The following is a 12,451-nucleotide window of genomic DNA, read 5'->3' on the forward strand; positions in this document are numbered from 1 at the left end:
GCTTAGTCACCACACCCGAGGAGAATCATGACTCCGAAGCCCCTCACGCTTGCTGAGAAACTCTGGAATGACCACCTGGTGGTCAAGGGTGAAAACGGCGCTCCAGACCTTCTCTACATTGATCTCCATCTAATTCACGAGGTAACCAGCCCGCAAGCGTTCGATGGCCTGCGATTGGCAGGACGAGACATCAGACGCAAAGACCTCACCATCGCCACCGAGGATCACAACACTCCAACCCTCGACATTCACCTTCCTATCGCCGAGCCAACCTCGCGCGCTCAAGTTCAGGCCCTGCGCGATAACACCAAAGAGTTCGGGGTTCGAATCCACTCGCTTGGAGACAAGAACCAGGGCATCGTTCACGTTGTCGGTCCGCAGCTTGGTCTGACCATGCCAGGGCTAACAATTGTGTGCGGTGACTCCCACACCTCGACCCACGGTGCCTTTGGTTCCCTTGCAATGGGGATCGGAACCAGTGAGGTTGAGCACGTACTCGCTACCCAAACTTTGCCGCTGAAGCCTTTCAAAACGATGGCCATCAACGTTGAGGGAACTCTTCGCCCCGGGGTATCCGCCAAAGACATCATCCTTGCGGTAATCGCCAAGATTTCAACCGGTGGCGGTCAGGGCTACGTTTTGGAATACCGTGGCAGTGCGATTCGATCCCTTTCGATGGAGGGCAGAATGACTATCTGCAACATGTCTATCGAGGCCGGCGCTCGCGCCGGAATGGTTGCCCCAGATGAGATCACATTTGAATACCTGAAGGGTCGTCCGCACGCCCCAGAGGGTGAGGACTGGGATAAGGCAGTCGAGTACTGGAAGACCCTGAAGACCGACGAGGGTGCAGTGTTCGACGCCGAGGTATTCATCGATGCCAACACCCTTGACCCGTTTGTCACTTGGGGCACTAACCCGGGTCAGGGCGTTTCACTGTTGGACACCGTTCCTAATCCGAGCGAGATCGAAGATCCAAACGAGCGTGCTGCTGCCGAGCGTGCGCTGGAATACATGAATCTCCAGCCTGGCACCAAGATGAAAGACATCGCGGTGAACACTGTCTTCCTGGGCTCCTGCACCAATGCTCGAATCGAAGACCTGCGTGCAGCAGCAGAAATCATCAAGGGTCGCAAGAAGGCCGATGGGGTCCGCATGATGGTTGTGCCAGGATCTCAAAAGGTGAGACTGCAGGCCGAGGAAGAGGGCCTGGACAAGGTCTTCAAGGAGTTCGGAGCGGAGTGGCGGTTCGCCGGTTGCTCAATGTGTTTGGGTATGAACCCCGATCAACTTGCTCCAGGTGAGCGAGCAGCTTCTACCTCGAACCGAAACTTTGAGGGTCGTCAGGGTAAGGGTGCTCGCACTCACCTGGTATCACCGGTGGTGGCAGCTGCGACTGCCGTGCGCGGCACCCTGTCCGCTCCGGCAGATTTGGAGAACTAAATGGAGAAGATCTCTACCTTCGAAGGTGTTGCCGCACCCCTAAAGCGAAGCAACGTCGACACCGATCAAATCATCCCTGCGGTCTACCTCAAGCGCATCACCAAGACGGGCTTTGAGGACGGTCTTTTCGCTAACTGGCGTCAGCAGGATCCTGAGTTCGTGCTGAACCAGCCGACTTATCAAAACGCGCAGATTTTGATTGCGGGTCCAGATTTCGGAACTGGTTCCTCACGAGAGCACGCCGTATGGGCTCTGCGTGACTTTGGTTTCAAGGCGGTTTTCAGCTCCAAGTTTGCAGACATCTTCCGCGGCAACTCTGGAAAACAGGGTTTGGTGACCGGTGTCATCACCGATGAGGAAACCGAGGCGATCTGGTCTGTATTGGAGTCGAATCCTGGGATTTCGGCAAAGGTTGATTTGCCAGCTCAGACCCTGAGCGTGGGCGAAATAACGGTCAAATTCGACATCGACGAATACACTAAGTGGCGTCTTATGGAGGGCCTTGATGACATTGGCATCACTCTTCAAAACGAAGCAGCGATAGCCGCTTATGAGGCAAAAAGAGAGTCTTGGAAACCTAGGACCCTCCCAGCCAAAGGAGTCTGATTGAGCCAAATCACCATTCGCGGTGGCAAGCCACTAGTTGGTCGAATCGAGCTCAAAGGCGCGAAGAACCTAGTTACAAAAGCCATGGTGGCTGCGCTATTAGGTGAAACCCCATCAGTTCTCAAGGACGTCCCTTTTATCTCCGATGTTGAGGTGGTTGCAAGACTCCTTCAGCTCCACGGCGTATCGATTTCGCATGACCCGGTTACCGGTGACATGCAGCTTGATCCATCAAATGTTGAGCAGGCTCGCATGGTCGACATCGACGCTCATGCTGGATCATCACGAATCCCAATCCTGTTCTGCGGACCGCTGCTTCACCGTCTGGGCGAGGCTTTCATCCCCGGTCTTGGCGGCTGCGAGATCGGTGACCGCCCTGTTGATTTCCATTTCGATGTGCTCCGAAGCTTCGGTGCTGTCATCGAGAAGCTCCCAACCGGTACTCGACTTAGTGCACCAGACGGGCTTCGCGGTGCCAAGATTTCACTTCCATACCCATCGGTTGGTGCCACCGAGCAGGTGCTGCTATCAGCTTGCATCGCAGAGGGTAAGACTGAACTATCGGGCGCTGCGATTGAACCTGAGATCATCGACCTAATCAGCATCTTGCAAAAAATGGGTGCAATCATCTCAGTTGACACTGATCGAGTGATTCGCATCGAGGGAGTCAAGCGCCTTGAGGGATTCACTCACTCCGCGCTGTTCGATCGTAATGAGGCAGCCTCTTGGGCTGCCGCAGCACTTGCAACCGGCGGCGACATTTTCGTTGGTGGTGCTCGCCAGGTTGAGATGATGACCTTCTTGAACGTCTTCCGAAAGGTTGGTGGAGCGTTCGAGATTCACCCTGATGGCATTCGTTTCTATCACCCTGGCACCGAGCTGCAATCGGTGGTTATTGAGACAGACGTGCACCCGGGATTTATGACCGACTGGCAGCAGCCTCTCGTTGTTGCACTGACTCAAGCACAGGGTCTGTCGATTGTGCACGAGACCGTTTACGAAAATCGATTCGGATTCACCGAAGCGCTGCGTCAGATGGGTGCCCAAATTCAGATCTACAAGGAGTGCTTGGGCGGACACCCATGTCGCTTCGGACAGCGCAACTACAATCACTCGGCGGTAATCTCTGGACCGGTTGAACTTAAGGCCGCTGACATTCGAGTCCCAGACCTCCGCGGTGGCTTCTCGCACGTGGTTGCGGCTTTGGCTGCAAAGGGCACATCGAAGGTCACCAACGTTCAGCTGATCTCACGCGGTTACGAGCACTTCATCGAAAAGCTCGAATCCCTCGGCGCAGACTTCGAGTTCGAGGCCTAATCGTGGCTGAGGTTCGAGTCCCCAAGGTTCCAAAGCGTGAAAAGACCTGGGCTTTCAGAATTGTGGCCTCGATTCTGGCTCCGCTTGTTCGACTTCTATTCAATGTCAAAACCACAGGCCTCGAGAATCTGCCCAAAGGCGGATACATCCTGGTTGGAAACCACCTCTCCTACCTAGATCCCATGGCTTTCGCCTATTCGGTCTACTTTCATATGAAACGAGCCCCGCACTACCTCGCCAAGGAGGGACTGTTCCGAGTTCCAGTGCTGGGATGGATCCTGCCAAAGGTGGGGCAGATACCTGTCTATCGTTCAGGTCGCGGCAACGAAGAGCCGATGCGAGCTGCCAAAGAGCTTCTCAAGGCTGGCCAGGTTGTCGTGATTTTCCCTGAGGGAACTCTGACTAGAGACCCTGACCTGTGGCCGATGCGCGGTAAGTCAGGGGCGGTCAGACTGGCAGTTGAACTTGGCTTGCCGATTGTTCCGGCTGCCCACTGGGGTGTTGAGAAGGTGCTGGCCAATTACACCAAGAAGTTCAAGCCCAACCCTCTTCACATGGTTAGGGTCAAGATTGGTAAGCCCATTCGTTTTGATCACCTAAACGCTGAAACTATGACCACCGAACAGCTTTCCAAGGCAACGGCACAGGTGATGCACGAGGTGGCAGCAATCGTGGGTGAACTTCGTGGCGAGACGCCACCGAAGGAGCTTTGGGACCCAACGCAAAAGGGTCAGACCGAGATCGGCAACTTTAGGAAAAAGAAGTGAGCCGAATCGTTGTCCTCGGCGCAGGTAGCTGGGGAACCACGATTGCCAAGGTGATCGCCGACGGTGGCACTGAGGTGACGCTATGGTCTCGCCGTGAGGACCTAGCCGCTGAGATTAACCACTCTCATCGAAACGGTGACTACCTACCAGGCATCAACCTCCCAGAGAAACTCGTTGCAACCAGCGACATTGAGTCAGCGCTTTCGGAGGCAGAGCAGATCTATTTGGCTGTCCCAGCGCAGAGCCTGCGAGAAAACCTAGCGAACTGGGCTGCCTTGATTCCCAAAGACGCCATCGTCATCAGCTTGATGAAGGGTGTTGAGCAGGGCACCGGGCTTCGAATGAGTGAGGTCATCGAGCAGGTCACTTCATTGCCAAAGACCAGAATTGCGGTTATCTCAGGACCAAACCTTGCCCTTGAGATTGCCAAGGGAGAGCCGGCCGCGGCGGTGTGCGCATGTGCCGATGCAGAGCGTGCCGCGAGTGTTGCGCAGGTTTGCAGTTCCGACTACTTCACGGTTTTCACCAACACCGATGTCATTGGCACTGAACTCGGTGGTGTCTTGAAGAACCTAATCGCCGTTGCCATTGGAATCGTAAGCGGTCTTGGCTATGGGCAAAACACGAAGGCCTCAATCATGACCAGGGGTCTGGCGGAAATTACTAAGTTCGCTGTTGTTCACGGCGCCAAGCGCAAGACCTTGTTTGGCTTGGCAGGACTTGGTGATCTGATTGCCACCAGCGAGTCTTCGCTCTCTCGCAACTTTCGCGCTGGAGAGATGCTGGGTCAGGGTTTTTCCAAGGGTGAGGTGGTCAGGAAACTGCAACAGACCGCAGAGGGCCTAACCTCGGTGGCTCCAGTTTTAGAGTTGGCACTTCAACACGGCATTGAGATGCCGATTGTTACTCAGGTTGCGGATGTGCTGGAGGGTCGGATGAAGCCAAGTGAGTTTGGTCGACAGCTCAACCTGCAAGATGCCGTGGAGGTGGAGTGATGAAAACCATCGGACTTCTATACGGGGGAGCCTCTACTGAGCACTCGGTCTCCTGTGTCACTGCACTCGGGGTCTACTCTGCGATCGATAGGGCTAAGTACCGCGTAATTCCAATTGGAATCACCCAATCGGGTCGGTTTGTCCATCACCCAATTGACCCAAATTGGAAATTGGCTGACCTGCCAACTGTGCCGGAAGATGCTCCCTCAATAGCCCTGACGCCTGGGTCAAGGGTGGTCACTGTCGGCGGCAACGATGTTGAGCTTGACCTAGTTTTCCCGCTGCTTCATGGACCAAACGGTGAGGACGGGTCGGTTCAAGGTTTGATTCAGTTACTGGGTCTTCCATACGTCGGCAACGGTGTTCTGGCCTCTGCTTTGGCGATGGAGAAGTCCAAGGCCAAGGGTGTGTTCCGGGATGCTGGCCTAGCCGTTGCACCTGAAATAGTTATTGAGCGCACCAACTACTCACTTGATCCTGACCGTGAGCTTCTGAGGGCGCAACAGTTCATGCAGGGCGATGTCTTTGTGAAGCCCTCTCGCTCGGGCTCCTCGGTTGGAGTCACTTTGGTAAAAGAACAGAGCGAACTGAAGGCTGCCATTGAGCTTGCTCTTTCGCTTGATCAAACTGCGCTGGTGGAACAGCGAATTTACGGCCGTGAGGTTGAATGCGCCGTATTGGAGGAGCCAAGCGGTGAGCTTCGACTATCGCTAGCGGGAGAGATTGTTGTCACCGGTCGCGAGTTCTATGACTTTGAAGCTAAATATCTCGACGGCGGTGCGGATCTCTTGGTGCCTACCAACCTGAGTTCTGAACAGCTAGCTCAAATGCACCAGCTCGCTATCAAGGCCTTCAGGGCTCTTGGTTGTTCAGGTTTAGCGAGAACTGACTTCTTCCTTACCGATTCCGGCTTTGTCCTAACCGAGGTCAACACAATGCCTGGATTCACGCCCATCTCGATGTATCCATCGCTGTTTGCCGCAACCGGAGTCAGCTACGGCGAATTGGTCGAAACCTTGATTGCAACCGGTTTGGCCCGCGGAACCGATCCGCGCTAACCCTGGATGTTGCTGCAGGCCTTGGTTGCAGGAATCTGCGACACCGCTTGCGATAACCCCTCTAGAGCGCTCACTCCGCTGGCGAGTGTTGAGTCAACGATGACCTCGACTGCTGGGAATCGGGCGTAGCTAATGAATCTGTACGTCGGTGCCTCTGAGTCATCGACCAGCCAGTCGACCTCGCCGGCCGTGACACACGGCAGGGTCGATACCTCGACACCCTCCAAACCACAGCGCATTAGAACTGCAGTTGGTTCACCCCAGGCAGCTGTGGCCTGGGAGTTGGTCTCGCGTTTTTCAAGCTCTCCGAGCGTGTCCGGTACGCGCACAGAAACCTCGGCGCAGAGCGGGTTGTTGGCATCTTCCGCGGCTTGGAGATTAACCACCGGAGCGCAACCAGCTAGCAGCAGAACCGGGATAATGAACAATTTTCGCATCGGTTACAGGCTAGCGTTATCGGGTGAGTGTTTCTGACCCAACGATCTTTGAACTCGGTGAGAGTGAGGCGCTTAGGCGCGCCATTTCACACTTCAAGCCCGGTTCCCACACCCTGGTCCCATCAGGCGATGATGCTGCGGTGATTCGGTCTGAGGGTAAATATGTTGTAACCACTGACACCATGGTGCAGGGACGGGACTTTCGTCTGGATCTCTCATCCGCCAGGCAGCTCGGGATGAAAGCGGTAGCTACGAACCTTGCCGACGTTGTTGCTATGGGAGCAAAACCAACCGCGATTGTGGTGGCGCTAGTGGTGCCAGAAAGCACCAAGGTTTCTTGGCTCGAGGAGTTTGCCCAAGGGTTGCAATCGGGAATTGATTCACTTTTTCCGGGATGTGAGGTTGTGGGTGGTGATTTGGCTGCCGGTGATCAAGTTGTCATTGCGGTCACTGCGCACGGTGAGCTCGAGGCTGATCCAGTGTTGCGCTCGGGTGCAAGGGTTGGCGATCAGGTTGTGGTTGCCGGAACTCTGGGTCGTGCCGCAGCTGGTCTAGATCTTCTCCTGGCTCCAGATCCAACATTGGCAGCTGCATACCCAGAGTGGGTATCCATTCAATTGGCACCGAACCCTCCGCTGCAGACCGGACTTGAGCTTGCGGCCCTGGCGAGCTCCATGCTCGATATTTCTGATGGGTTATCCACTGACGCTGCCAGGATTGCCAAGGCCTCTGGTGTCACGCTCAAGCTGCGCTCCAGCTCGCTCCTGGGTTATGAAGCAGTGTTAGAGCTGGCTGCCCAATCGATGACTGCTCGCGGATTTTCAGCCAATGAGCGCGATTGGGTCCTAAATGGCGGTGAGGATCACTCGTTCTTAGCAACCGTCCCTGCTGGCACCAAGCTCCCGGTTGGCTGCAAGGTGATTGGTGAAGTGGTTGCACAGGAAACAAGTGCTGTGCTTTTGGATGATCAGCCGCTTAGCCCAAAGGGCTGGGACTCGATTCGGTCCTAGCCGTGTAGCTGGGCGTTGAGCTCAATACCTTTGCCGTCTCGTGCGATTGCCTCGATTGCTCCGTTTAGAGAGTTGCGACGGAATAGCAATCCGGGAAGTCCAGAGAGCTCTGCTGCCTTCACGACCTGCGTCCTACCATCCAGATGCAGGGTGACCTTAGAGCCCGCGGTCAGGTAGAGACCCGCCTCCACGACTGAGTCATCGCCAATTGAAATGCCGATTCCAGAGTTGGCTCCAAGCAAAGCGCGCTGACCAATTTCAACGCGGTGCTTACCGCCACCGGAGAGGGTGCCCATTATTGATGCGCCACCACCGATGTCAGAGCCATCACCGACTACAACACCCTGCGAGATACGACCCTCAACCATGGATGCACCCAAGGTTCCAGCATTGAAGTTCACAAAACCCTCGTGCATGATCGTGGTGCCAGGGGAGAGGTATGCACCAAGACGGACGCGGTTCGCATCGGCGATGCGAACTCGCTCAGGAGTCACGTAGTCAACGAGTCTTGGAAACTTATCAATCGAGTGAGCGACTACGCCGGCCTTGCGCAAAGTCATGGTGCGAGAGCGGAAGTCATCGAGTGACATCGCTCCACGATTGGTGAAAGCAACAATCGGAAGGTTGGGAATAAGGCCCTCGAGGTTGATGGTGTTTGGCCTAACCAAAAGGTGTGAGAGCAGGTGAAGACGCAAGTAGGCGTCTTGGGTTGAGGCCACGGGAGCATCGAGGTCGATTTCAACACGGATTACCTCGGTGCGGACATTGCGGACCTCGTCTTGACCGACCATCTCATCAAGTTCACGCGGGGCAAACCACTGCAAATCGGACTTTGGAGCAGCCCCCAACTCGGGGCTTGGAAACCAGACATCCAACAAAATGCCATCCATTGAAACGGTGGCTAATCCGTGGCCCCAGGCCTTCTCAGTTAGGTAGTTATCGCTCATTGACCCAAGAATACAGGTAGCCTTTTGGCTATGGCGCTTGAGATTTCAACCAACCTGACCGAGCTAACAATGGCTGTTTGCAACATTGAATCGGTCTCCGGAAACGAGTCTCAGCTGGCGGATGCGGTAGAGAATGCGTTGGCCGCCTATTCCCATCTCGAGATCATCAGAGACGGTAATGCGGTTGTCGCGAAGACCAACCTGGGTCGAGAGCAACGAGTAGTTATTGCCGGCCACCTAGACACCGTCCCAGTGGCAAATAACCTCCCTGCAACCCTTCATCACTTCGAACGTGAGCAAGTGATTATTGGCCGCGGCACCGTCGACATGAAGGGCGGCATCGCTGTCATGCTCAAGCTAGCCGCTGAGCTTCATGAACCCAAGTACGACATCACTTGGGTCTTCTATGACAACGAAGAGGTCGCCAGTGACCTCAATGGCCTTGGGCGTATTGCAAGAAACCGTCCAGATCTGATCCAGGGTGACTTTGCCGTGCTGTGTGAACCAACCAGTGCACTGATCGAGGGTGGCTGCAATGGCACAATTCGAATTGAGGTAAAGGCCAAGGGCGTCAAAGCCCACTCCGCCAGACCTTGGATGGGAAAAAATGCAATACACGAGCTCACTGATGCTCTGGTGACGCTAAAGAACTTTGAGCCTGAGACCGTAACCGTTGATGGTTTGGACTATCGCGAGAGCCTCAATGCCGTTCTCGCCAGTGCCGGAATCGCCACCAACGTGATCCCTGATGCCGCAACCCTAACGGTCAACTATCGCTTCGCGCCATCTAGGACTGCAGCTGAGGTTGAGCAAAAACTTCGTAATTTGTTTGCTGGTTACGAAGTGGAGGTCACCGATCTCGCACTTGGTGCGAGGCCGGGCTTGGATTTAGGTCTGGCCCAAGGGTTTGCCGCCAGCGTAGGTTCTGAACCCAGACCCAAATACGGTTGGACAGATGTCGCGAGATTTTCAGAGCTTGGAATTCCTGCGGTCAACTTTGGCCCCGGAGACCCATCTTTAGCCCACGCAGATAATGAAAATGTTCCCGTCGGACACCTAATCGATGTCCATAAAGCCCTGGGGGAGTGGCTGCGCGGATAATCGGGTTGGCTATCTGAGGCTAATTTTGGTTTAATTGTGGCTTCAGCGCTTTTTCCTAGGAGTTTTTCTCATGGCAGCTATGAAGCCACGCACCGGAGACGGTCCAATGGAGGCCGAGCGTGAACCGCGCGGACTCATTGTCCTTCGTGTACCGCTAGAAGGTGGGGGTCGCCTGGTCGTATCAATCAATGATGCAGAAGCCAAAGCACTTCACGCCGTTCTAGATGGCGTCATCAAGAAGTAGCGCTCAGCGCTTTACAACAAACAACAATCCATCGCCTGCAAGCGAGATGGTTGATAGAAAATCTTCTGAGCCGTCGAACGCCTTCAGAACGTTTCTCACGGCTACGGTTTCGTCATCGCGCAGTGTCGGGTTCGGAACTCGATCTCTAAACAGAGCGTGTGCAATCACGAGTGCTCCGCCAGGCTTGAGAAGCGAAACCGCAGTTGGTAGCAGGCCTTCGACGTCTTCGGCATCAATATCGATGAAAACCAGATCGTATGCCGACTCCGCCATGTTTCCCATAACCGCGGCAGCTTTGCCAGTGATCGTTCGAAGCCTCGAGGCTGGAATGCTAGCTTGCTTGAAGTTCTCTTTCGCCACGTTTTGATATTCAGGCTCTGAGTCAATCGTGGTGAGAATGCTGTCTGCTGAGGCAGAGAGCAACCAGAGACCGGATACACCAGCGCCGGTGCCGACCTCAACCATGTTCTTAGCTTTTCCAACTGCTGCTAGTAGCGCCAGCTGCGAGCCGGTTGCTGGCGTGATTGACTCGACGCCCAGCTCATCGGCGTGACGTCTTGCGACACGGATGTGCTCTGGCTCGAGGGGGTAATCCTCGGCGAATTTCCAACTCGAAATTTTGTCAATCATGTTGCGCTCAAGCTTAGGCATGCTGCGCGTGAAAACACGGTATTCACTAGGAGTAAACTCTTGGCATGTTCGGTCTTAGCGCGGAGAAGTTCTTGCTCCTTGTGGTGCTGGCCGTAATTATTCTGGGGCCAGATCGACTCCCCTACTACGCCAAGAAGCTAGGCGAGCTCGTCCGTAAAGCCAAGCGCATGATTGACGGCGCGCAGGAGCAGATGAAAACCGAGCTTGGTGGCGACTTCGAGGACATGGACTGGAAAAAGCTTGATCCTCGTCAATACGACCCAAGACGAATCGTTCGAGAAGCCCTGCTTGAGGAAAAGCGTGAACAGCGCAACATCGCACAGCAGCTAAACCGCCCTAAGCCGGTGCACAAACCACTTGAGATTGGTGAAGCCGCGCCGTTTGACGCAGACGCTACCTAGATCTTTCCCATCACCTTGGCCAGCGCTGTCATTAGCGGAGCCATCTTCTTGAAGTCTTTTGCACGGTTCGGCAAACCAATCGGAAGCTTGTTTGCCACACCAATGGTTCGAGTTTCGGTGTAGCGCAACAGCCCGCCAGGTCCGGAGCGTCGACCCATGCCAGATTGCTTCATGCCGCCCATCGGTGCTGCCATCGATGCCATGGTTGCGCGGTAACCCTCGTTGATGTTCACAGAACCTGCCATCAACCTAGAGGCCAGTTTCAAAGCCGCTCGCTGGTCTCCAACAATCGAGGCATTTAGGCCAAACTCGGTGGCATTGGCAAGCTCAACCGCTTCATCCAATGAGTCATAGCCCACCAGTGCTATGACTGGACCAAAGACCTCTTTGTGAAGAATCTCGGCGCCCAGCGGCAAATCCGTCAGAACCGTTGGGCGATAGAAGGTCGGGCCAATCTCACCGGCTGGTTCACCACCTGTAAGGATTCGCGCACCTTCAGCTACCGCTCGTTTGATGAAACCGTCGACGCGCTCGATCTGGGTCTTTGAAGTCAGTGCGCCAAGGTCGTATTCAAACGCATTCGAGGTTCCCAGCGTGAGGCTCTCAACCCTGCGCTTTAGGACTTCTTCAAACTTTTTGAGTGCGTGATTCGGAACGTAGAGTCGTTCGATGGAAACGCATAGCTGACCCGCATTTCCAAAGGCGCTGCCAATCGCAATCTCGGCCGCTTTTTCAAGATCAGCACCCGGCATCACGATCATCGGGTTTTTGCCACCTAGTTCAAGCGAGTAGCCAATCAGGCGCTTCGCAGCTCGCTCGGCAACCAATTTGCCGGTCGGGGTTGAACCCGTGAAGGCCACGTAGTCGGCATTGTCGGTGATGGCGTTTCCAACCTCCGCTGGATCTCCATAGACCACTCGCCAAACGCCCTTTGGCACACCGGCTCTTTCAGCCAAATCACGCAGGGCTAGCACGGTGTGGCTGGTTTGGTTATCTGCCTTTTGAACCACCGTGTTCCCGGCCATCAAAGCCGGAATAACATCCATCAACGTGAGTGCTAAAGGGTAGTTCCAGGGGGTAATGATTCCCACCACGCCAACCGGAGCTGGCTCAACATATGCGGTCAGCATAAGTGGGACTCCAGCGCGCACCTTCTTGCGTCGAAGAAGTTTTGGAGAAACCTTGGCGTAGTAGGAGATGGCCGCGAGGCCGCCGGTGATCTCCTCGAATGCGTGTGATCGACTCTTGCCAGTCTCAAGCTGCAACTGATCCATCAGCGAATCTTGGTTCTCAATAACTAGGTCGGCGTAATTGGCGGCAATCTTGGCGCGCGCCTTGGCACCCAGGGCATTCCAGCTCGGTTGTAACTTTTTTGCCTCAACAAACTCGAGCGCAACATCGGTTGCCGAGTAAGGCTTGAGGGAGTGAATGACTTCGCCGGATACGGGATTTACAACGCTGATGGAATCCATAG

14 protein-coding genes are annotated in these 12,451 nt (G+C 55.0%); 10 read left to right on the plus strand and 4 right to left on the minus strand.

Annotation, left to right across the window (positions count from 1 at the left end; all coding sequences use genetic code 11):
• The first annotated feature begins 27 nt into the window (after nt 1-27).
• From leuC to OO713_RS01760, 6 genes are read left to right on the plus strand one after another with little or no spacing between them, the layout of a single operon-like run.
• Nucleotides 28-1,443: a 3-isopropylmalate dehydratase large subunit gene (gene leuC, locus OO713_RS01735; RefSeq protein WP_264785935.1), complete on the plus strand. Its 1,416-nt coding sequence runs from the start codon at nt 28-30 to the stop codon at nt 1,441-1,443.
• The gene (leuD, locus tag OO713_RS01740; protein ID WP_264785936.1) at nt 1,444-2,049 is read left to right on the plus strand and encodes a 3-isopropylmalate dehydratase small subunit; all 606 of its coding nucleotides are present in this window, start codon (nt 1,444-1,446) and stop codon (nt 2,047-2,049) included.
• Nucleotides 2,050-3,366, plus strand: coding sequence for a UDP-N-acetylglucosamine 1-carboxyvinyltransferase (murA, locus tag OO713_RS01745; protein ID WP_264785938.1), 1,317 nt, complete (start codon nt 2,050-2,052; stop codon nt 3,364-3,366).
• A gap of 2 nt (nt 3,367-3,368) precedes the next feature.
• Nucleotides 3,369-4,133 carry a lysophospholipid acyltransferase family protein gene (locus OO713_RS01750; RefSeq protein WP_264785939.1) on the plus strand — a complete coding sequence of 255 codons (765 nt, stop codon included), beginning with the start codon at nt 3,369-3,371 and terminating at the stop codon, nt 4,131-4,133.
• Entirely contained in the window at nt 4,130-5,128 is a 999-nt protein-coding gene (locus tag OO713_RS01755; protein ID WP_264785940.1) for an NAD(P)H-dependent glycerol-3-phosphate dehydrogenase, read from the plus strand. The genes OO713_RS01750 and OO713_RS01755 overlap by 4 nt, the downstream gene beginning before the upstream one ends.
• The gene (locus OO713_RS01760) at nt 5,128-6,186 is read left to right on the plus strand and encodes a D-alanine--D-alanine ligase family protein (protein ID WP_264785941.1); all 1,059 of its coding nucleotides are present in this window, start codon (nt 5,128-5,130) and stop codon (nt 6,184-6,186) included. The genes OO713_RS01755 and OO713_RS01760 overlap by 1 nt, the downstream gene beginning before the upstream one ends.
• Here the strand turns inward: OO713_RS01760 and OO713_RS01765 are convergent.
• The gene (locus tag OO713_RS01765) at nt 6,183-6,623 is read right to left on the minus strand and encodes a DUF3515 domain-containing protein (protein WP_264785942.1); all 441 of its coding nucleotides are present in this window, start codon (nt 6,621-6,623) and stop codon (nt 6,183-6,185) included. The genes OO713_RS01760 and OO713_RS01765 overlap by 4 nt on opposite strands.
• Nucleotides 6,624-6,646: 23 nt before the next feature.
• Between OO713_RS01765 and thiL the strand changes: the two genes are divergently transcribed.
• Nucleotides 6,647-7,633, plus strand: coding sequence for a thiamine-phosphate kinase (gene thiL, locus OO713_RS01770; RefSeq protein WP_264785944.1), 987 nt, complete (start codon nt 6,647-6,649; stop codon nt 7,631-7,633).
• On the opposite strand, the gene dapD is transcribed toward thiL, so the two are convergent.
• The gene (gene dapD / locus OO713_RS01775; protein WP_264785945.1) at nt 7,630-8,580 is read right to left on the minus strand and encodes a 2,3,4,5-tetrahydropyridine-2,6-dicarboxylate N-succinyltransferase; all 951 of its coding nucleotides are present in this window, start codon (nt 8,578-8,580) and stop codon (nt 7,630-7,632) included. The two genes, thiL and dapD, sit on opposite strands and share 4 nt — an antisense overlap.
• Nucleotides 8,581-8,610: 30 nt before the next feature.
• On the opposite strand from dapD, the gene dapE reads away from it, so the two are divergent.
• Complete coding sequence (gene dapE / locus OO713_RS01780) at nt 8,611-9,681, plus strand: succinyl-diaminopimelate desuccinylase (RefSeq protein WP_264785946.1); 1,071 nt, start codon at nt 8,611-8,613, stop codon at nt 9,679-9,681.
• A 70-nt stretch (nt 9,682-9,751) separates the two neighbouring features.
• A complete protein-coding gene (locus tag OO713_RS01785) occupies nt 9,752-9,925 on the plus strand; it encodes a DUF3117 domain-containing protein (protein WP_264785947.1) in 174 nt (57 codons plus the stop codon).
• Between the two features lie 3 nt (nt 9,926-9,928).
• Here OO713_RS01785 and OO713_RS01790 read toward each other — a convergent pair whose 3' ends face one another.
• On the minus strand, nt 9,929-10,555 hold the full coding sequence (locus OO713_RS01790) for a class I SAM-dependent methyltransferase (protein WP_264785948.1): 627 nt from the start codon (nt 10,553-10,555) through the stop codon (nt 9,929-9,931).
• Between the two features lie 65 nt (nt 10,556-10,620).
• On the opposite strand from OO713_RS01790, the gene OO713_RS01795 reads away from it, so the two are divergent.
• Nucleotides 10,621-10,977: a twin-arginine translocase TatA/TatE family subunit gene (locus tag OO713_RS01795; RefSeq protein WP_264785950.1), complete on the plus strand. Its 357-nt coding sequence runs from the start codon at nt 10,621-10,623 to the stop codon at nt 10,975-10,977.
• Here OO713_RS01795 and OO713_RS01800 read toward each other — a convergent pair.
• The gene (locus OO713_RS01800) at nt 10,974-12,449 is read right to left on the minus strand and encodes a succinic semialdehyde dehydrogenase (RefSeq protein ID WP_264785952.1); all 1,476 of its coding nucleotides are present in this window, start codon (nt 12,447-12,449) and stop codon (nt 10,974-10,976) included. The two genes, OO713_RS01795 and OO713_RS01800, sit on opposite strands and share 4 nt — an antisense overlap.
• Nucleotides 12,450-12,451: the final 2 nt, after the last annotated feature.

Origin of the sequence: Aquiluna sp. KACHI24 (assembly GCF_025997915.1) — a bacterium.
Lineage (GTDB): Bacteria > Actinomycetota > Actinomycetes > Actinomycetales > Microbacteriaceae > Aquiluna.

Excerpts from the sequence above, each read along its gene's own strand:
- leuC (WP_264785935.1), top strand. The coding sequence starts at position 28 with ATGACTCCGAAGCCCCTCACGCTTGCTGAGAAACTCTGGAATGACCAC.
- leuD (WP_264785936.1), top strand. The coding sequence starts at position 1,444 with ATGGAGAAGATCTCTACCTTCGAAGGTGTTGCCGCACCCCTAAAGCGA.
- OO713_RS01760 (WP_264785941.1), top strand. The coding sequence starts at position 5,128 with ATGAAAACCATCGGACTTCTATACGGGGGAGCCTCTACTGAGCACTCG.
- OO713_RS01765 (WP_264785942.1), bottom strand. The coding sequence starts at position 6,623 with ATGCGAAAATTGTTCATTATCCCGGTTCTGCTGCTAGCTGGTTGCGCT.
- dapD (WP_264785945.1), bottom strand. The coding sequence starts at position 8,580 with ATGAGCGATAACTACCTAACTGAGAAGGCCTGGGGCCACGGATTAGCC.
- dapE (WP_264785946.1), top strand. The coding sequence starts at position 8,611 with ATGGCGCTTGAGATTTCAACCAACCTGACCGAGCTAACAATGGCTGTT.
- OO713_RS01785 (WP_264785947.1), top strand. The coding sequence starts at position 9,752 with ATGGCAGCTATGAAGCCACGCACCGGAGACGGTCCAATGGAGGCCGAG.
- OO713_RS01790 (WP_264785948.1), bottom strand. The coding sequence starts at position 10,555 with ATGATTGACAAAATTTCGAGTTGGAAATTCGCCGAGGATTACCCCCTC.
- OO713_RS01795 (WP_264785950.1), top strand. The coding sequence starts at position 10,621 with ATGTTCGGTCTTAGCGCGGAGAAGTTCTTGCTCCTTGTGGTGCTGGCC.
- OO713_RS01800 (WP_264785952.1), bottom strand. The coding sequence starts at position 12,449 with ATGGATTCCATCAGCGTTGTAAATCCCGTATCCGGCGAAGTCATTCAC.